Source organism: Candidatus Poribacteria bacterium (genome assembly GCA_026706025.1).
Lineage (GTDB): Bacteria > Poribacteria > WGA-4E > WGA-4E > WGA-3G > WGA-3G.
Map to the genome: position 1 here is coordinate 1 of JAPOZO010000008.1, position 20,755 is coordinate 20,755.

Annotated in this window: 16 protein-coding genes; 12 read left to right on the plus strand and 4 right to left on the minus strand. The window is 48.3% G+C overall.

Features of this window, described 5'->3' with window-relative positions; translation table 11 throughout:
* Positions 1 to 2,232: hypothetical protein (locus tag OXH00_01755; protein ID MCY3739725.1), on the plus strand; the 2,232-nt coding region annotated here is incomplete at its 5' end.
* Between the two features lie 124 nt (positions 2,233 to 2,356).
* Here the strand turns inward: OXH00_01755 and fumC are convergent.
* A complete protein-coding gene (gene fumC / locus OXH00_01760) occupies positions 2,357 to 3,745 on the minus strand; it encodes a class II fumarate hydratase (GenBank protein MCY3739726.1) in 1,389 nt (462 codons plus the stop codon).
* Between the two features lie 1,043 nt (positions 3,746 to 4,788).
* On the opposite strand from fumC, the gene OXH00_01765 reads away from it, so the two are divergent.
* The 9 genes from OXH00_01765 to OXH00_01805 all read left to right on the plus strand — a co-directional run bounded on the left by OXH00_01765 (position 4,789) and on the right by OXH00_01805 (position 17,224).
* Positions 4,789 to 5,406 carry a Uma2 family endonuclease gene (locus OXH00_01765; GenBank protein ID MCY3739727.1) on the plus strand — a complete coding sequence of 206 codons (618 nt, stop codon included), beginning with the start codon at positions 4,789 to 4,791 and terminating at the stop codon, positions 5,404 to 5,406.
* Positions 5,407 to 6,044: 638 nt separating this feature from the next.
* Entirely contained in the window at positions 6,045 to 7,097 is a 1,053-nt protein-coding gene (locus OXH00_01770) for a class II aldolase/adducin family protein (protein MCY3739728.1), read from the plus strand.
* Positions 7,098 to 7,124: 27 nt separating this feature from the next.
* Complete coding sequence (locus OXH00_01775; protein ID MCY3739729.1) at positions 7,125 to 7,796, plus strand: hypothetical protein; 672 nt, start codon at positions 7,125 to 7,127, stop codon at positions 7,794 to 7,796.
* A complete protein-coding gene (locus OXH00_01780; protein ID MCY3739730.1) occupies positions 7,793 to 9,133 on the plus strand; it encodes a CapA family protein in 1,341 nt (446 codons plus the stop codon). The genes OXH00_01775 and OXH00_01780 overlap by 4 nt, the downstream gene beginning before the upstream one ends.
* 24 nt (positions 9,134 to 9,157) lie before the next feature.
* The gene (locus tag OXH00_01785; GenBank protein MCY3739731.1) at positions 9,158 to 11,149 is read left to right on the plus strand and encodes a hypothetical protein; all 1,992 of its coding nucleotides are present in this window, start codon (positions 9,158 to 9,160) and stop codon (positions 11,147 to 11,149) included.
* Positions 11,150 to 11,329: 180 nt separating this feature from the next.
* Positions 11,330 to 13,765 (plus strand): endopeptidase La, encoded by a 2,436-nt coding sequence (gene lon, locus OXH00_01790; protein ID MCY3739732.1) that lies wholly within the window; start codon positions 11,330 to 11,332, stop codon positions 13,763 to 13,765.
* A complete protein-coding gene (locus tag OXH00_01795; protein ID MCY3739733.1) occupies positions 13,762 to 16,077 on the plus strand; it encodes a DUF1553 domain-containing protein in 2,316 nt (771 codons plus the stop codon). Before lon ends, OXH00_01795 begins: the two co-directional genes overlap by 4 nt.
* 89 nt (positions 16,078 to 16,166) lie before the next feature.
* Positions 16,167 to 16,469, plus strand: coding sequence for a hypothetical protein (locus OXH00_01800; protein ID MCY3739734.1), 303 nt, complete (start codon positions 16,167 to 16,169; stop codon positions 16,467 to 16,469).
* 275 nt (positions 16,470 to 16,744) lie between these two features.
* Positions 16,745 to 17,224: a hypothetical protein gene (locus OXH00_01805; protein ID MCY3739735.1), complete on the plus strand. Its 480-nt coding sequence runs from the start codon at positions 16,745 to 16,747 to the stop codon at positions 17,222 to 17,224.
* Between the two features lie 164 nt (positions 17,225 to 17,388).
* Here the strand turns inward: OXH00_01805 and OXH00_01810 are convergent, their stop codons facing one another.
* Genes OXH00_01810 through OXH00_01820 form a run of 3 tightly spaced genes read right to left on the minus strand, consistent with a single transcriptional unit; the run spans position 17,389 to position 18,305 of the window.
* Positions 17,389 to 17,616 (minus strand): hypothetical protein, encoded by a 228-nt coding sequence (locus OXH00_01810; protein ID MCY3739736.1) that lies wholly within the window; start codon positions 17,614 to 17,616, stop codon positions 17,389 to 17,391.
* Positions 17,617 to 17,637: 21 nt separating this feature from the next.
* Entirely contained in the window at positions 17,638 to 17,925 is a 288-nt protein-coding gene (locus tag OXH00_01815; protein MCY3739737.1) for a hypothetical protein, read from the minus strand.
* 50 nt (positions 17,926 to 17,975) lie between these two features.
* Entirely contained in the window at positions 17,976 to 18,305 is a 330-nt protein-coding gene (locus OXH00_01820) for a tetratricopeptide repeat protein (protein ID MCY3739738.1), read from the minus strand.
* Positions 18,306 to 18,462: 157 nt separating this feature from the next.
* On the opposite strand from OXH00_01820, the gene OXH00_01825 reads away from it, so the two are divergent.
* Both OXH00_01825 and OXH00_01830 read left to right on the plus strand, forming a co-directional pair.
* Positions 18,463 to 19,191: a M14 family metallocarboxypeptidase gene (locus OXH00_01825; protein MCY3739739.1), complete on the plus strand. Its 729-nt coding sequence runs from the start codon at positions 18,463 to 18,465 to the stop codon at positions 19,189 to 19,191.
* Between the two features lie 99 nt (positions 19,192 to 19,290).
* On the plus strand, positions 19,291 to 20,550 hold the full coding sequence (locus OXH00_01830; protein MCY3739740.1) for a mandelate racemase/muconate lactonizing enzyme family protein: 1,260 nt from the start codon (positions 19,291 to 19,293) through the stop codon (positions 20,548 to 20,550).
* Positions 20,551 to 20,755: the final 205 nt, after the last annotated feature.

A 20,755-nucleotide genomic window follows, 5' to 3' on the forward strand; every position in this document is an offset into this window, starting at 1 on the left:
GATCCAGATACAGGCGAACTTGTTAAGGAAGAAGACCTTAAGGAAGCGAGTAATGCTTCTCTTGGACAAACGAATGCCACCGCAGATAGTGAAGATGACGATACCGGTTTCAAGCGCGTTTATCGGGTAACCGATATAGATCAGAAGGTCCAAAAGAACTTTCCATTTGAGGTCGGACAAGAAGTACCGGCGGAAGAAATTACGCCGTGGTTGACACCATTTGAAATAGATTCAAAGCCAATTTACGTTGTCAATAAGGAGATTTCCGGTGGAGCTTCCCTGCTTGAACAGACTGTTTTGCCAAGTGATAGTACGAGTACAGATGCGTCGCCGCTTAAAGCAGGTGCTGAGTTGAGTACCACTGATTATGAGCGTGCCTGCACTGCGTATCGAGATAATGGATGGGCATTTAAAGTCGAAAAACAGGAGATGGAACGCCACCGCGTAATAAAGGTGTATCATGAAGAATGTCCGATTGAACCTGGCGAAGAGCTAACAGCCGAGGCGTTAAGTCGTGCACATAGACGATTTACCGGTTTTGATGTACAAAAATTACGCCACCGCGTAACACAGGTACATCATCCCGACTGTCTACTTAAACCAGGAGATTTGCTCGGTGAGAGTGAAGCAAAGCAGCAGCATGAGAAATATCTCGGTTTCACCACTTCTACAAGTGAGATTGTCATAGGCGGCTTTGAAGCAGAACGTGTATATCGTATAACTGCTGTCAATCACCCCGACTGCCCACTGGAAGTAGGCGAACTGTTGACACAACATGAGGCAACCGCGAAGCGTCGACAATATAAAGGCTTGGAAGTCGCACGCCATTATGAAGTGACAAACATTGAAGACGGAACCACGGCGGTAACTGTCGGGCAACGCCTCACCGAAACTGAATATAGGGCACTGCGCAAGACAGATACCGAACTCACCGAAAAAGTGGTGAGTCGTTACCACGTTGTGAGTGTCCATCATCCTGAACTCGAACTGGAGGTTGGGGCTGAACTGGCTGAAGAAGACTACCGAACCTATAATCGAAAGTTCAAGGGATTTGACACTGAACTCATCTACAAAATTGTTGAGGACAAACGGGACACGGAAACACCACTTGAACCAGGGACGGAGCTTCTGGCGAAGGAATACCGTGCCTTGGAGAAAGGGAATAAGAAGGTTACCCATACGGTAACTGCCGTCTATCATCCGAATTGTGCCTATGCCGTTGGTGATGAATTGCCAGCAGAACAGTACACGGAGGCGAAGGCGAAATTCCGCGGATTTGATGTAGATGAATTATCCCTTCAGATGCGAATTGAAGTCGAAACGACTGATGGGACGCGAGTGCCGCATGTCATCCCAGCGGACTACTCGTTCTCTCTATCAGAAGGCGATAGCATCCGACAAGGAGAAACCCTCGCTGAATTGCACGAGAGAACAGCGAACCTTGATATCGTTGCCGGGATTCCGCGGGTTACCGATCTGTTTGAAGCGCGACGCTTAAAACGCGGCGATGCCGCACAAATCGCTGAGATTGAGGGATTTGTCCGATCTGCAGGCACAAAGGGTGGCGTTCCCCAGTATCGCATTGAGCACGATGGATATGTGAGTCGTCCCTACCAGATTCCTGATGAGAAACGACGGGTCGCCGAAGGCGATTGGGTGGATGCAGGTGAACCGCTTACCAGTGGGTTCCTTAATCCACACGATATTTTGAGTATCGGACGTACCACTATTGAGGGTGTACCTGTTGAAGGCGAAGAAGCCGTGTGGGCATATCTCGTTGATGAAGTGCAGAAAGTCTACGGCAAAGGCACTATCAACGATAAACATGTTGAGACGATAGTCCGACAGATGCTCACAAAGATTCGCATTACTGAACCCGGTGATACGGACTTCTATCCGAATGATGAAGTGCAGCGCAAACGCTTTGAGCGCATCAACAGTGAAATTGAGGCCGAAGGTGGCACACCTGCTACGGGTGAACCCATCCTCCAGAGCATCAGCAAAGCCTCCTTAAGCACGGATAGCTTCATCTCTGCCGCCTCCTTCCAGCAAACAACGAAGGTACTAACGGATGCCGCTGTCAGTGGACAAACCGACCAACTCTTCGGTCTGAAGGAGAATGTCATCCTCGGTCGTCTCATCCCCGCGGGCAGTGGGTTCTCCAGTTTCCAGAACCTGGAAATATCCGCTGTTGAGTCAGAAGAAGCTGCAGAAGCAAGCGATGATGATTAATTAGTTATCGGTTATCAGTTATTAGTCGTCAGTTAAAGGGATTTCGACTTAATCAAATCCCTCTTAACTGACAACTGAAAGGAAATCTGCGTAGCAGATTTCCGTACTGATAACTGACAACTATTTACCCCAAATTCGGTCGCGTCATATCCCCCGGTACAACCAATTCGTCAAAAGCCTCTCCTGTCAAAACTTCCATCGCAATCGCAGCCTCGCGGAGCGTACACCCCTGTTCATGCGCGTGTTGTGCCACTTTCGCTGCCGTATCGTAACCGATGTGCGGTGTCAATGCTGTCACAAGCATTAGCGATTCCGAAAGGTGTCGCCCGATGGCTTCGTTATTCGGCACGATACCTTCTACGCAGTTAACACGGAAAGATTCACACGCATCTCCAAGAAGTTGTATAGACTGCAAAGCGTTATACGCCATCACAGGCATAAATACGTTCAGTTGCAATGCACCATTCGCACCAGCAAACGCCAACGTCGTGTCGTTTCCCATCACCTGCGCACACACCATCGTAACAGCTTCACACTGTGTCGGATTCACCTTCCCCGGCATAATAGAACTACCGGGTTCCATTTCAGGGAGCTGCAGTTCACCGAGGCCGCACCGCGGGCCCGAAGCGAGCCATCGGATGTCGTTCGCGATCTTGAACAGCGCAACTGCCAACGTTTTCAAGGTACCGCTCGCATTAACAACCGCATCCCGGCAAGCAAGTGCCTCAAACGCGTTGGGTGCGCGTCGGAGTTCATAACCCGTTGTCTCCGAAAGCCGTGCGACGACCCGTGCAGTGTAATCAGGGTGTGTATTCAACCCGGTACCAACAGCCGTGCCACCGATCGGGAGTTCGCAGAGATGTGGCAGCGAAGCCGTAATGCGCTGTTCGGCGGCGGTCAGTTGTTGCGTGTATGCACTAAATTCCTGCCCAAGTGTAAGCGGGGTCGCATCCATTAGGTGTGTTCTTCCAATCTTGACAATCTCTGCAAACTCGGCTACCTTTTCAGCAAAGGCTGCCTGCAGGGCACCCAAGCGCGGCAACAGATGTCCCTGAATCTGCCGGACCATTGCCAAGTGGATAGATGTCGGAAAGACATCGTTTGTCGATTGGGACTTGTTAACGTGATCGTTCGGATGGATGGGATGCTTGCTGCCCATCTCGCCACCGAGCATCTCAATTGCCCGGTTCGCGATGACTTCATTCACATTCATATTTGTCTGTGTGCCACTGCCTGTCTGCCAGATACGGAGTGGGAAATGATCGTCCAGCGTGCCATCAATAACCTCTTGTGCTGCAGTGCTGATCGCTTCTGCCAGTTGGGTTTCAAGCAAACCGAGGTCAGCATTAACCGCTGCGACTGCCTGTTTGATGGTTCCGAGTGCCCATATCGCGGCGCGTGGGAGGCGTTCATCGCCGATCTTAAAATTCTGGAGTGCACGTTGTGTCTGTGCCCCCCAGTAACGGTCAGAGGGGACCTGAAGCGTCCCCATACTATCTGTTTCAGTTCTCATAGTGTGTGTGGATTTCCTTTCGTTAACTTGTGAATTCTCTATTCAACATTTTAGATGAGAAAACGTCTTATTATTTCCAAAAAGAAGGCAGATATTGTTTTACCAGAGTCGGATGTCGCTCTTAAAATGCCTTAAAAAATTTAGCACACTTCCACCTCCGAATTCAATTAAATTCGGGGTTGCCGCCAGGGCTATTTAGTTTTCGGTTTTTTCGCTGTGGCTCCCAGGCCGGTAGGTTCGGTTTAGAACCGCACGATAAGTGTCAATTTAGGGAACCCCAGGCCCGGTAGGTTCGGTTTTGCGGTGTACACACCCCGGGGAATGCCCATAAGGCATTCATACCGTTGATTCATGCGATCTGCATTCCTAACCGAACCGGACTTCTACAAACTTATTCACCTACGGGACTCTGGGACTAAATTGACACCTATGGGTTCGGTTTGCTACCGCACCATAGGTGTCAATTTTAGAAAAAATAACCGTCGCCACCCAGGCCGGTAGGTTCGGTTTTGCGGTGTACTCACCCAAATGCGATCTGCATTCCCAACCGAACCGGATACTCCGCGGCAACCTTGAGACTTCAAAGCCCTCTTGAGTTCCGTAGGATTTATTTGCTTGGGTGTTTCTGCAGCATCTCTGTAGAAAACCATAACCCCCACAAACCAAGCTCCGTAGGGGGTTTTTGATAGGGTGTTTCTGCGGATTTCTGCGGATTTCTTCAGCATCTATGAAGTTCTGTAACAAAAATGTCGTGGTAAATCGCTAAATTGACACCTATGGTGGTGTTTGGAACCGCACCGGATCCTCGGCAGAAAATTTAACACTAAATGACGCTGACTTACACACGAAAAAACTTGACATCCGCACGAAAAAACAGTATAATGCTACTATACTAAAAATAAGTTGGAAAATATCTTGCGTAAAACCCACAACACCCCCAATATTACATTTACCTTGGTATCTTTTGCGCGCAAAAAACCTGTTTTTGGTATCTTTAAAGACAGTGGATAAGCACTCGGCAAAAATCAAATAGAGAGGAAATCATGGCAGCTTCCGCAGCACAAACACGTCTCACACCCGAAGAATACATCGCTTTTGAACGCAAATTTCTTCCAGGCGCTGACATAATCAGACACGAGTACATAAACGGCGAGTTAATTGCGATGTCCGGTGCCAGTCGCGCCCATAATCTCATTACTATGAACGTATCTGCTGCACTCCATTCACGTCTGAAAGACAGCGAATGTGAAACCTACGCGAACGATATGCGCGTGAGCACACCTATCACAACCTCCTACTTCTACCCAGATGTCGTTGTCGTTTGTGAAGAACCGCGCTTTGAAGATGAGGTCTTTGACATACTTCTCAACCCCATTATCTTGGTAGAGGTGCTCTCACCTTCAACTGAAGTTTATGATCGACGCGAAAAATTCGCGCACTACCGACAACTCCCATCATTGCAGGAATACGTCCTCGTCGCCCAAGACAAGGTTCGTGTCGAACATTACTGCCGCCAAGAGGAACAGGGAACCGTACCTGCTACTGGAAAGGACTGGATCTTCACCGATTTCCAAGAACTTGAAGAAATTTTGCCACTCACCTCCATCCAATGCGAACTACCTTTGCAGGAAATCTACGAACGCATCACATTGCCTGATTAGAATTTTGAAGAACTATAGGTGTCAATTTTAAAAACAATAACCGTCCCGGTCCCCAGACCGGTAGGTTCGGTTTCGCGGCGTACTCGCCTGCCCTGATAAGGGGATAAAGGGGGGCGACCTGCGTTCCTAACCGAACCGGGTTTACCTCTCCGTCCGTTCCGCCCTGTCAAAAAAGAAACAGACACGTCTGAAAACCGAGTACCGACAACTGAAAACCATTCAGGGTCATTCAATTGTCCGTTTTTGGTGTTGTCCTTTTTGTAGGCGTTAAAACTTAATATATGTTATGTATTTTAAAAATTCGCATAAATTTTCGCTGGATTTCGCTGGATTTCGCTAGATTTCGCACCGGATCCTGCAAAAAGGATGTCCAATCCAATAATTTCTTAGATCGGACTTACGCATTTTCTCTTAAAGTCCCCCTGATAAGGGGGTGTTTTTGCTGGGGTGTTTCTTCTATAGGGGGTTAAATCAGCAAAATATACCGTTTCCCCATTCAATTTGCGTAAGTCCTGTTAAGATTGAGTGCCCTTGGAAAACCATTATAATTTGCTATTTTCTCTTAGACATGGTATAGTTAAATAGAGGGGAAATCTGCACGAAAAACTGAACTGTCAAATGGAGGCGTAGAATCGCGAGTGGATTCAACATTAGCCAATCCGTACCTCATAAATGTTCTAAGCGCACCACCGCCACAAACGTATCGTTACGAACGTTGGCGAGAACGGGGGTACCATCCCGACTTATATCCTATTTCGCCTGACAGCGAAAGTGGGACTTTAATAGGACAGATGGGGTGGGTAGGTGCGCATGCACACGCGCACGACTATTTATGGGCGACTGCGGGTAATATGGGCGCAATTTTAACCGAACCCGTTGACGATGCGTGTCTCATCTCCTATGATGCAGCACCGCGTTACCAATTACCCCCGCAGATTATTGTGAAGGGATTAGCAGGAAAACACGTCCTACTCACAAAATCGGGTTCACGTTTGGACATGATTGGCATTGAGCATCCAGCACTTAATTTGACGCTTATAGAGGTGGAAGCAGATGGCACGCATTATCGCATGCGGTTCGGTACGCCAGATCAGGCGACCTTGGATCGCGCACAAAACAGCATTACACCGCCAGCACCGACAAGTGAGATGTTCCATTATCTTCTCATTTTTGAGCAGTTAGCGGAACACGGATTTAATGCGCTCGTCCATCTACAACCGAAGTTCTTGAACCTAATTTCTCGCACAGAACACGGGGCACCCGATAAATTTTACGATTTTCTCAGAGGATACGAGCCGGAAACACCTATCATATATGATCCATCTGGCGGTATCGGATTCGTCGAGGAACGCGCCCCAGGGATCCCAGAACTCTCTTATGAGAGTTTACGGCTCTTCCAGAATGGCGGCAATCCGGCGCGGCATATTCTCTATTGGGTAGGACACGGAACCTTTTCACGCGGCAGTGATATCCTTGATGCTTACAAACATGCCGAGTACTTTGAAGCCGCAGCACGCATGGCGTGGGAGGCAAATCAGCAACGTGTTGACGCTCAGGCGTACACAGAAGAAATCGTCAGTTGTATCTTGCGCGAATTCAACGCCAACCGCGAGGCATCTTCTAAATCGGATGATAGTTTTCAGGATGCCGATGCCTCGGTACAGTCTGATAATGTCTATAATTATCCTTAAGCTGCTAAGAACGAGGGACAAAAGAATATGCAAACACCTATAGAAGATATTCATGAATCGGAGATTGACGATACTGAAACTGAGGCAGATGCCCAGAAAGCACAGCAGTTTGAAGAGTATCTCCGCGACAGTATAGTTGGAAGATATATCAGGAACTATAACAAACGGTTGCGGACCCTCAGCCAAGATTTAGAAAAAGCGCGCCAGCACGTTGATGATAAACTTGCAGCTATGGAGCAACGTTTCATAGGCGAAATCGCAGGCGTTAAAGCCGATGTCCGTAAACTTTCCGACCAGCTTGAAAGCGACAATGTGCTGCTAACAGCAGATAAAGTTGAAGCACTCATTGATACGCGGATCGATGCCAGACTTGATGGAATTACCGGACGCGGCGAGGCGGACCTCCAGAAATTGTCAGCACTCGTAGACGAGTTTGCCCGTGAATTCCAAGCACAAATCGATCGACTCAGTAACGAGACGAAACTGCTGCGAGAACAGACCCGCCGAAACCAGGAAGCATTGCGAGCAGACTTAACCTCTGAAACCGAAACACTTGAAGCGACAAAAATTGATCGGTTAACCTTATCTGAGACCCTCATTACACTCGGAATGAAATTGAAAGCGGATAACCTGTTTGATGAATTTGGCATGGACCTTGATCTGGATGAAGATTTAGATACCAACTTAGAAGAGTCATGATATTTAGATACATTGAAAACACCTTTTGGCGCAGCTTGCAAGCCAAAACTTGCCATATAAAAGGGCGCAGCTTGCAAGCCAAAACTTGCCATATAAAAGGGCGCAGCTTGCAAGCCAAAACTTGCCATATAAAAGGGCGCAGCTTGCAAGCCAAAACTTGCCATATAAAAGGGCGCAGCTTGCAAGCCAAAACTTGCTTTACAAAAAATAGCCTACGATGCCAGAAGTTTCAATTGTGCCTTCTGATCATTAGTCTCTTCGGTATACTACACGCTAACGGGGCATTGACTGATACCTTCGCAAGTGAAACGGTTTCTGATGATGAAATTTCTATTCTGGCTGTCGGTGATATTACGATCAGTAGCCGTATGACACCGTTGATTGAAAGGGATGGTGCCGGTGTATTTTTTCACGGAACCGCCTCCTTGATTCAGTCCGCGGATATTGCGACGGCTTCGTTGAACGCGAGTATCTCGGAGCGCGGAGAACCGCGACACGGGATTGAAAATCCTTTTCGTTCAGCACCAGGACTCGGAAGAGCCCTCGCGAATGCAGGATTTGACGCTGTCTCCTTAGCGACACCGCATATAATGGATTTCGGCTTTGAAGCGTTAGAAGATACCATCACTGAACTGGAGTGGTATAATGTTAAACCGATCGGTGCTGGAACAGATGCTAAGACAGCGAAACGTCCGGCATGGGTGCCAATCAGTGTACGCGCAACTGAACCGGCGCAGGTCGCGTTGCTGGCATATTATCGGGTGAATGCGTTCGCCGTGTATACCGAGGACCCGATCGCTTACGCCGTTTATAGTGAGATGACGCAAGCCGTCAAGCAAGCACAGACGGAAGCCGCGCTCGTGATTGTTTGGCTACATTGGGGCAGCCAAGGGCGTTCAGCAGACGAGGCTATCGGGCGACAGCGAATTTTCGCACACGCACTCATTGACGTAGGCGCAGACGTGGTACTATGCCAACAGTTACATACCTTTGGCGGTATTGAGTTATATCAGGGAAAACCGATTATCTACAGTCTTTCAGATTTTATCTATGATACTTATGATAAACACCACTCGCGTATAGTGATCCCAAAAGCAACGTTTAAGGCGGGGACTTTGAAATCTATTGAGTTAATCCCAATTTTGACGGATCCGCCTAAAACATCAGTACGTCCCGCCAAACCTGTGGAGTCTTCAGAAAAATCCGAAGTTAAAAATCAGTTTCCCAGCATCCTCACAGGAGCGGCAGCAATAGAAACTTTGCAGGACTACCAGCGGCGCTGCGCAGAACTGAAAACGGAGGTGCTCATAGAGAACGAACGCGGATGGATTCGATAGATAGCAGACATTAGAGGCAAAGATATGACAGGCAATGAGGGTGTTACGGCTCCCAGCTTGCAAACCCATAGCGCAGAGCGTGCATCTCCAGTATTCAACGGTGAACGTGGTCTAACACCTAAAGCATTTGTCATCGCGATGCTCCTGATTCCTCTAAATGTTTTCTGGATCATTCAATTGGAGGTCGTCCGCTATACACATCCGACACTCATTCATCCGCTGTCTAACGTCATTTTTATCATTTTTTGCCTGATGGTACTTAGTGCAGTGTTGGGAAGATTATCATCGACACTGCGACTGACACCGGCGGAATTGCTGACCATCTACGTCATGTTGTGCATTGTTTCTTCTCTCTGTTCGCATGATATGATGGAGATTTTGGTCACGATACTTGGACATCCGTTTCGGTTTGCCACACCCGAAAATGAGTGGCAACAACTTTTTTGGAGGGAACTGCCGACGTGGTTAACTGTCCAGGACACCGGGGTTTTGTCGGGATATTATGAGGGGCAATCAAGCCTGTACCGTAAGGAACACCTGACCGCTTGGGCGGTACCGGCTGCATGGTGGACGGTTTTTATTTTTGTGTTGATGTTTGTTATGCTATGTATCAACACACTTCTCCGTCTCCAGTGGACTGAGCGTGAACGGCTAACCTACCCGATTATCCAATTGCCGCTCGCAATGACAGAAACGAATACGAGTTTTTTCAAAAATAAGTTGATGTGGTTTGGTTTCGGTATTGCCGCAGCCATTAGTATCCTGAATTTACTAAACTCGATTTATCCAGCAGTTCCGTATTTGCCTGTTAAACGGCAAAATATCCATCAGTACTTTACCGGTCGTCCTTGGAATGCGATGGGTGGTGTTCGGCTCTCGTTTTATCCGTTTGCGATTGGGATAAGTTTCCTTATTCCGCTGGATCTACTCTTTTCGTGTTGGGTGTTCTATTGGGTCTACAAATTTGAGTTAATGGCCGGGAGCGTTCTTGGGGTACGGAATTTGCCCGGGTATCCCTACGCTGATGCGCAAAGTTTCGGGGCATATATGGTGCTGCTCAGCACTGCTGCTTGGGTCGGGAGAACACATGTCAAACGGATCTTTACCGGTGTCGTAGATGGATTGCGGGGCATCTCTCGGATAGATATGCAGCGCGAGCCGATGCCTTATCACATCGCTTTTCTCGGCATTGTAGGTGGAATGCTGTTTTTGACGATGTTTTCCTATAAGGCGGGAATGTCGCTTTGGGTGATTCCGATCTTTTTCGGGCTTTACTTTCTCCTCGCGACAATGATTGCCCGACTTCGGGCTGAGTTAGGGTTCTTAGTTCACGATTTGCACAGAGTTGACCCACACGGGTTAATCGTGACAGCGGTTGGGTCTCAGCGGTTGACAACAAGTACAAAAGCGGTTTTTTCGTTGTACATGTTCTTTAACCGAGCGTATCGTGCGCACCCGATGCCGCAGGAATTAGAGGCATTAAAAATTTCAGAACGGCGACAGATACGTCCGCAACACACCGCTGCCGCGATTCTTATAGCGACCTTGGTCGGTGCTATCGTCGTATTCTGGCTGCTCTTAGATAGCTACTACAGACATGGTGCCGAGACCGGCTATTATGGACCTTGGGCGTTAGGATTCGGTAGAGGGGTTTATAGACAACTTGAAAATTGGCTGAATTATCCACAAGAAACCGATATACCCGCCCTCATCTTTATGGGGGGAGGCGTAGGCTTCTCACTCGGCTTAATACTTTTGAGAACCCGCTTTCTGTGGTGGCCCCTGCATCCGCTCGGCTATGCCATGGCAAACAGTTGGGGCATGTCTAATCTCTGGAGTTGTATCTTTGTCGCTTATGTGCTAAAGGCACTCGTCCTGCATCACGGCGGACTCAAAGCCTACAGACGCGCTGTGCCGTTCTTCTTGGGGCTTGCACTCGGAGACTATATATGCGGGAGTTTGTGGAGCATTAGCAGCATTCTCGCGAATACTACACTGTACCAATTCTGGCCCTAATCGTAAGAATAGTTGTCAGCAATCGGTTTCCATCGGCTATCGGTTAAGAGAGGTCTTGGGACCTTCACTTGGACAGGTGAAATCATAATAACCCTCTTTAACTCTCACTGCGAGGCAAACTGACGACTGAAAGATTTTTTGAGAAAAATCGAACCGACAACCATTCTCAAGGAGAAAAACATGAAAACCAAAACAAAAGAAAAAGAAAACGAGTCTGAAAATACCATCGATCAGGAAGAAGAAGAAGAACTTACACAAGAACTTCCGATTCTGCCACTGGACGATCTTGTGGTTTTTCCGTATATGCCGCCAGTGCCGCCGTTTCCACCCCATCACGTCGCGCTCTCTGGGAAGATGGCGACTACGGCTATTGAAGATGCGATGGAGGCTGATAGGGTGCTTTGCATCTTTCGGCCAAAAAAGGAACTCTCCAAGGAAGATATCAAGAAAATTAAATCAGATGATCTCAGTCCTGTCGGGAGTCTCATCCATATTCTGCGCTACAAGACTGATGATGAGGATGTATTGTTCCTCGCCCATGGACGAGAACGCGTACAAATTGAGAAGATCTTGCACACCGAACCCTTCGTCAAGGCACGAGTCAACGTCATTGGAAGCGATGAAACAGATTCGGTGATTCCCGCTGACTCAGAGACGGACTTGGAGGTTGAGGCACTTGTGCGCAGCAACGATGAAATGTTTCAGCGTATCGTTCAGATGTCTTCGCGCTACCAAGAGGAATACGGCAGTATAACCAAAACTATGCTTGATGAACCAGGGCGCCTTGCCGACTACATCGCTGCTGTATTGGATTTAAAGGCACACGATAAGCAGCGCATTTTAGAAGCGGTATCTGTCCCTGAACGGTTAAATATGCTTGCAGTTATTCTCGCAAAAGAACTTGACTTGCACGAATTAGAAAGCAAAATTCAAAATAATGCTCAAGCCGTTATTAATAAAGGACAGCGCGAATACTACCTCCGAGAACAACTTAAAGCTATTCAGACCGAACTTGGTGAAGCCGATGACTTAGGACTTGAAATTGATGAAATGCGAGAGCAGCTCGGCGAAACCGAGATGCCCGAAAAAGCGAAACAGGCAGCCGAAAAAGAACTCAAACGGCTTGCTAAAATGCAGTCTTTCTCGCCGGAATCAACGGTTTCTCGGAATTACTTAGATTGGTTGCTCAACGTTCCTTGGGCTATGAGTACCGAGGATTCATTAGATCTTGCTGCCGCAAAAGAGATACTTGATGAAGATCACTACGATCTCGAAAAAATCAAAGAACGGATCTTAGAGTATCTCGCTGTGCGGATGCTTAAATCGGATATGAAGGGCCCCATCTTCTGTTTCGTTGGACCGCCCGGAGTCGGAAAAACATCACTCGGTAAATCTATCGCTCGCGCAATGAACAGAAAATTTGTACGTATCTCATTGGGCGGCATGCACGATGAAGCCGAAATCCGTGGACACCGACGTACTTATATCGGATCGATGCCAGGGCGAATCATCAAAGGAATTCGCCAAGCCGAATCGAATAATCCTGTCTTTATGCTTGATGAAATTGATAAACTCGGATCCGATTTTCGGGGCGACCCGGCTTCCGCGCTTTTGGAAGTCCTTGACCCAGAACAGAATCACTCATTCACGGATAATTACCTTGATGTCCCCTTTGATCTCTCGAAGGTGATGTTTGTCACAACGGCGAATCAACTGCATACGATTCCACCGCCGCTGCGCGACCGGATGGAAACAATAGAACTGCTCGGTTATACCACCAACGAGAAACGGATTATTGCCAAGCAGTACCTAATTCCGCGCCAGTTGACTGCAAATGGGCTGAAAGACGATTTGATTCGCATTAGGGATACTGCCATTGATAAAGTAATTAGTGCGTATACCCGCGAAGCGGGGGTCCGAAATTTGGAGCGCGAACTCGGGACGCTTTGTCGGAAAGTCGCTCGCCGTGTTGCTGAAGGAAAAACCGAACCGACAATTATTGCAACAAGGGATATACAACGCTATTTGGGACCTGCGAAATTTGATTCTGAGATCGCCGGACGTAAAGCTGACATCGGGGTCGCAACCGGACTATCTGTTACGCCTGCTGGCGGTGAAATCCTTTTTATTGAGGCAGCTACCACCAAAAAAACAAATGCACATAACCAACTACGCATCACTGGACAGATCGGCGATGTCATGCAGGAATCCGTACAAGCCGCGCTCAGTTATGTTAAATCTCAATCCGACGCACTTCAATTTAACCCGGGCGTATTAGAAGACGATATTCATGTACATGTGCCTGCGGGGGCAATTCCGAAGGATGGACCCTCGGCAGGTATCACTATTGCGACTGCCCTCGCCTCTATTGCCACTCGGCAACGGATTAGTCCTGAGATCGCTATGACGGGTGAACTCACCCTCAGAGGCAGAGTTTTACCTATTGGTGGCGTGAAGGAAAAAATACTGGCGGCGAAGCAGGCAGGCATTAAGAAAGTCATCTTGCCAGAAGGCAACAAAAAACATTTCATTGAAGTTCCGAAAGACATTCAAAAAGGTGTTGAATTTCTGTTTGTAGAACATGTAACCGAAGTTTTCACGGAGGTATTCACATGAGACACTTATTGAGAATCATCGTGCAAGGACCACGTACCGTGCACATAATTCCTCGGTTTGCTACACTCGCTATTGTGTTTCTGGTAACTGTGCCATTTGCTGCACAAGCAGACACGACTGATAGCGCAAACCCTGTGTCCGCAGCTACATTGCCTGAGACTATTAAAGATGCTGACGCTAATGCTACAGAATCATCTGTTAAGTTTTTGAAAGATATCGCGCCTATCCTTGACAAACAAGGGTGTTCAGCGGGGATGTGCCACGGGAAATTTGGCGGACAGGGCGGATTAAATCTCTCGCTGTTGACCTTAAACCCGGAATCAGATCACGAACCGATTGTTCACCACAATCGTGGGAGACGGATCAACTTGCTTGAGCCTGATCAGAGTCTCTTTTATCTTAAACCCACTGGACAGATCCCGCATGAAGGGGGCTTGCGCTTTGATCCGAACTCAGATGAAGGGTTAACTATTTTACGGTGGATCAAAGCAGGCGCACCTTTTTCCGACGACGAACCACGTCTGAGGAAACTTGCAATTGAACCGAGTAGTTTTGTCCTGTCCGATGTCGGGCAAACTTCACAACTGAAGGTCCTCGCCCATTTTTCCGACGGATCCGTTGAAGATGTAACCGAAAAAGCCGTCTATGAATCTAAAGATGCACCCGTCGCCGAGGTATCACCTACCGGTGAGGTGACGAGTGTCCGATGGGGCGGAACTGCGATTATTGCACGCTTTTTGGGTGTTGTCGATGCAGCGTTTGTAACAATTCCGCGGGCTTCCGACATAAATCTTGCTACACAAGACCCGGAATTTACGCCCAATAATTTCATTGACGAGTTTGTACTTGCTAAACTCAAAAAGTTGAATATCCGGCCTTCTACATTGACAACTGATGATGCCTTTATCCGCAGGATCTATTTGGATACCATCGGGCGGCTTCCGACCTCAGACGAGGTGAAAGCATTCCTCGCAGATGCCAGTCCTGATAAGCGCTCGACCCTCATTGATGCACTTCTTGACGCGCCGGAATGGGTTAATCTGCGCACGCTGAAATTAGCGGATATGTTGCGTATTCACCCTCGGCAGTTAGGAAATGGCGCATTCGGAGAACGCGGGGCGACACTTTTCCATGAATGGGTGCAGGATGCGGTGGCCGAAAACAGACCTTACGACGCGTTCGTCCGAGAACTCATCACGGCGCGCGGCAGCACTTATCAACACGGGCCTACAAACTACTATCGCATTGAGCGGCAACCCGCCGGTAGAGCTGAGACAACTGCACAGGTGTTTCTCGGCATCCGTCTGAGTTGTGCAAGGTGCCATAAACATCCGTTTGACCAGTGGACGACTGATGACTATTGGAATTTCGCTGCCTTCACTGGAAAGGTCAGAATCCAGGGGGGTGAACTCTACAACGAACAGGTCATCTCCTATAACCCAAGGGGACGTGTTATTAACCAATCTGTACAAGGCAATCGCGGTGAAGTCGCACTTCCGACGTTCCTCGGTGGTGAATCGCTTGCTCCGAATTATCAGGGCGATGTCCTGCAAGTACTCGCAGATTGGATGACCTCCTCGACGAACCCGTACTTCGCCAAAGCAACTGTCAATCGCATCTGGAGCCACTACTTCGGTACAGGTATCGTCAATCCTGTTGACGATATGCGTGCTACAACGCCACCAAGCGTTGAGGGACTTCTCGAAGCATTGGCAGCCGACTTCGTACAAAGCGGATTTGATACCAAACACGTCATTAGACGGATACTCAATTCGCGTACATACCAACTTTCTGCAGAACCGAATGAGACAAACCAGTTGGATGACCGCTTTTTCTCACGCTTCTATCCGCGGCCGATGATGGCACAGGTCTTGCTCGATGTTTTAAATGACGTTACAGAGACAGGCGAAAAATATGGACGATATCCGATGGGTACGCGTTCTGTGGCACTGCCACTGCCGGTGAGTTCACGCTTCTTATCGCTCTATGGACGTTCTGGGAGAGAGTTCCTCGGTGATTTGGACCCGAAACTCGAACCGACGCTAACACAAGCACTCCACATGATCAATTCCAGTTATATCCATAAAAAATTGAGGAGCTCCGGCGGCGTACTCACCCGTTTGATAAAGGAGAAATCTGACAATCGCGAGCTCATTACCGAGTTGTATCTCACTACGTTAAACCGCTTTCCCTCTGATCAAGAGGTTGAAACCGCTGAAACTTATATCGCTGAGAGCCCGAAACGCCGCGCAGGATGTGAAGATCTCCTGTGGGCACTCATCTCATCGCGGGCATTTATCTTTGTCCAATAGACTAACCCTGAAAAACCCCTACGGCGAGGTCCACGGACCTCGCCTCACCTATTTCATAGATCGTAACCCTTCGCTATCGGGTTGCAACAGTGACATGGCTCTATTTAGACGATCTGAACGTCACGAGAGGTGCTACGTTGGCGGTCAATAAGAGCAGTGGAGATACCTTTGACGCAATCGTCTATGCGGAACGTCAACCGAAACGTTGGATGGCTGGCAGCAGCTTCTTCAGGCGCACTCAAGATGCCAACCCCGGATTTGAAGAGAAAGAGACAGGCAAATTAATTCAGTTGGCGATCTCCTACGAAGATGATGGCGGAAACGCAAAAATCGTGATATATCGCAATGGCAAGGTCATCGGCGATTATACGCAGGGACCCATCGTCTCTTGAAAAGCCGGTGATGTAGAAGCACTCTTCGGGCCACGTGCCTCATCGGTGGCACCGCTTATGGTTGGGTCGTCGCACGTGTAGAAGATGCGCGAATATACAATGCCGTCCTCAGCGAGAAAGAGATTAACAACTTAGCAGTGAATACGTTAGATGTCAAAGCGCATGGTAAACTCACGACCACGTGGGGTTCTCTAAAAATGGAATGGAGGGCGACTCGATATCGATAACCTTCAAAGTTCAAAACTATGCTGCGTATCCGCAAGGAAAGTTAAAAAATGGTTATCCGTTTTAAAAAAGGCAAAAATCAGTCAAAACACAAACCCGATACGCTCACTTGTGTTCGGGAGGATGGCAGTATCACTTGGACATATCTCCATCGTGGGTTTGTGCATCACGACTTCGCACACTACGTCATTGAAACAACGCTTGGCTTTAAAAACGCCTTCTTCGGACTTGTCGCGAAAGGGTATGACATCCCGGATTTTAGTGAACCTAAAGCGAGACGTCCTTTTGAAATTCCGAGAGAAGCAATGGATACCGAACCGATTGTGGCACTACTGCAGGCTGATTTGCCTAATACGCCGTATCTCCAAGATGCTAATTCCAATGGGTTGTTTCGAGAACACAGCGCGACGCTTCCGGTAAGCATCACAGATGAACAACTTGAGATAATGCGTCAGAAATTGCGCACGCTGTTACAGCAATGGCACGATTTACAACCCGGAGCGTCAATGACATTGCAGTTTAAAACTTAAAACGCCGTAAGATATAGGAGTAGGCACACTCCGTTGTGCCGTAACAAGAATACCCTACGGCGTTTCTTAGTATTATGCAAATTACGACATAGTAGTAGGCACACTCCGTTGTGCCGTAACAAGAATACCCTACGACGTTCCGTTATTTTTGGGTAAATTACGATCTATTCGCCGTTTCTTGTCAACCGTGCAACGATTTCTTCAACCGCACTCTCCGCACGTTCACGAATCTGATCCGGCGTCAAACTCTGAATCGGATGCGCAACGGTGAGCGGTTCCAAATCGCTATGACCGAGCACACGCGCTTGGACTTTGCCTGCAGCGAAGAAAACCTCCGTACAAACTGCGACGCTTGGCACACCGCGTTCCTCTAAAGCACTTCCATCGTGCATACTGCACGATATACAAGACCCTCAGTCGGCGAGCCCTTCAATCACAAAATCTGCCTGCTCCGCCAATTCAACGAGCAATTCGGTCGGCGCAGGGCGCGAGAAAGTCGGTTTCTTGACATGGATGACTTCGGCAAGGTCGAACCGTTCCTGCATCAATTCCGCAATCCGATCAAGAAAAATATCGCTGCCATTCTTTGTGATATTCAATAGACCCATCACTTTTCCATCAAAGCTATCAAGCCGCGGGGCAAGAAACTTCGCGGAGACATCACCTTGAGAAGTGGGATCAAGTAAGGTAGCATTTGGCATTCTGAAATCCTCAGTATTCTTTACTGGCAAGGTTTGAGCCTCGCCAATCGCTAAGATGAAACGGATGATTCCATCTGCAGCTGCTGCGACTTCGCCATCGCATCTTCTGCTTCTTGGATCATCCCTTTGCGTTGGTAACAGATAGATAAACTGGTGTATGCAAGCGGATCCTTCGGGTTGATAGCAATTGCTTTCTCAACAGCATCAATGGCTTCATCGTAGAGACTGAGACGTTCATAAGCATGCCCCAACCCAAGGTATCCTTCAATATAGTCTGGATAAGTGTCAATTAACTCTTTGAAAGCATTGACAGCCGCCTCAAGGTCGTTTTCTGCGAAATGGCTGAGCGCGGCATCGTAAAGTTCTGCTTCGGTTGGCATCTTTTGTGTCCTTTGAAATATAAGTTTAGCAGAATTCTATCAGAAGAGGTCGTAAATGTCAAATATAAAATGATTCTGAAAATCGGTTGCACACGAAACTGTGTTACGGTATGCTATATGTAGAACCTTTGCTAATCCTGTTGAGGAGCACCGAAACTTGCGCGATTATACTCAAATCACGAAACGTCTAAAAAATTTGGAAGTGCCAATAGAACGCATCGGTACGGCTCACAATTATCCGATACATCAGATTCGTCTAACATCGTCCGCACCTAAACCACAACAGGTGCTCATCACTGGTGGTATGCATGGCGATGAACCCGCAGGTGTTGAAGCAGTCTTACAGTTTCTCGCGCGCGACAACACCACGCTCCTGAAAAGCTTCTCGTTTTTAGTGATCCCGTGCATTAATCCCTATGGCTATATTCATGACGCGCGTGAGACACATGACGGCATAGACATCAACCGATCTTTTGAAACAGATGATATTGCCGAGGTCGCTATCGTCAAAAAGGCACTCGGACAAACCCAATTCTCGTTCGCTATAGATTTCCATGAAGACTACGACGCAACCGGATTTTACCTCTATGAGGGCAAGCGTGACGAGCAGTACATCGGACCCACACTCGCCGCCGCTGCCAAAGCAATCGGCCCAATAGACCCAGAAGACCCGGGCGAGGATGCACCGGATCTTGCCGAAGGCATCTACAAAGTTGCAACCTCATGGGGAACGCAAGGGTTAACACCTTATCTGTTGCATTTTCATAGTGAACATGTTATCATTTCTGAAACGCCGACAGCCTGGCATCTTGAACAACGCGTCGCACTCCACCTAACGATACTGGATACCGCACTTGACATGATTTCAGAGATGAATCAAAATTAACTAAAGAAAGCAGCACGCAACAACGGCGCGGGCGGATTAAGAGAAAGGGACATCAAACATGAAACCCACTTCATCACCCCGCAAGGAATAATTAAAAAAATGGAAGATCAACAAGTACTATCAAATGTCAATACCGCTTCTCAACCTTCTGAGCTGAAAATCACCGACATGCGTATCGTTCGGACCCAAACGGGCGGTCCCATCTTGAAAATCGACACAAACCAAGGCATTCACGGTCTCGGTGAAGTTCGTGATGGCGCGAGTCCGACGTACGCACTAATGCTCAAAAGCCGCATTATCGGCGAGAATCCGTGTAATGTTGATAAAATCTTTCGGCAGATTAAACAGTTTGGTCACCACGCGCGGCAAGGTGGCGGGATCTGTGGCATTGAGATGGCACTGATGGATCTCGCTGGCAAGGCGTACGGGGTGCCGTGTTATCAACTCGCTGGCGGCAAATTCCGAGACAAAATCCGATGTTATAGCGATACCCCCTCACTCAGAGATCCTGAAGAGATGGGCAAGATACTCCAAGAGCGCATGGACAGAGGATTTACCTTCCTGAAGATGGACATCGGTGTTGGGTTGCTGCGCGGCATTCCCGGTACACTCTCCGCACCACAGGGAAATTTGGACACTTCTAACCTGATGCACCCGTTTACTGGCATCCGCCTGACCGAAGCAGGCATCGCTACGCTCTGTGAGTATGTAGAGACAGTTCGAGACATTATCGGCTATGAAATACCGCTTGCAGTCGATCATTTTGGACATATCGGCATTGAGGACTGCATCCGTCTTGCGAGGGCATTGGAGAAATATAACCTCGCGTGGCTGGAAGATATGGTACCGTGGCAATACACCGACCAATATGTGCGCCTCTCAAATTCGTGTGCTACGCCCATCTGCACAGGCGAGGACATCTACTGCAAAGAAGACTTTATGCCGTTGTTTGAGAGTCGAGGCATTGCCATAGCACACCCCGATATTGCAACTTCAGGCGGGATTTTAGAGACAAAGAAAATCGGCGATCTCGCGGAGGAGCATGGCATCGCGATGGCACTCCACATGGCGGGAACACCTATCGCCGCAATGGCGAGCGTCCACTGTGCTGCAGCGACATCAAATTTCATGGTGCTGGAAAACCACTCTGTCGATAACCCATGGTGGGATGAAATGGTGACAGGCTTGCCGAACCCGATTATCCAAGACGGTTACATCAATGTCCCAGAAACCCCCGGCTTAGGCATTGACCTCAACGAAGAGGTCATCCGAGAGCATCTCCATCAGGATGAAACAGCATACTTCGCACCGACAACAGAATGGGATTCCGAGCGTTCTCATGATAGATTATGGAGCTAGAAGTTCCATTTATAATTAAAATTGCTATCAGCAATTCCCAGGCCTGTAGGTGCGGTTTCCCAACCGCACCATAACTGTCAATTTAAGAAAAAACGACCGCCACGGTCCCCAGACCGGTAGGTTCGGTTTCCTAACCGAACCGGCTCCTACGCCGAAATCTTGAAAACTTCAGAAACCTCTTCAGTCCCGTAGGGACGGTATGTTT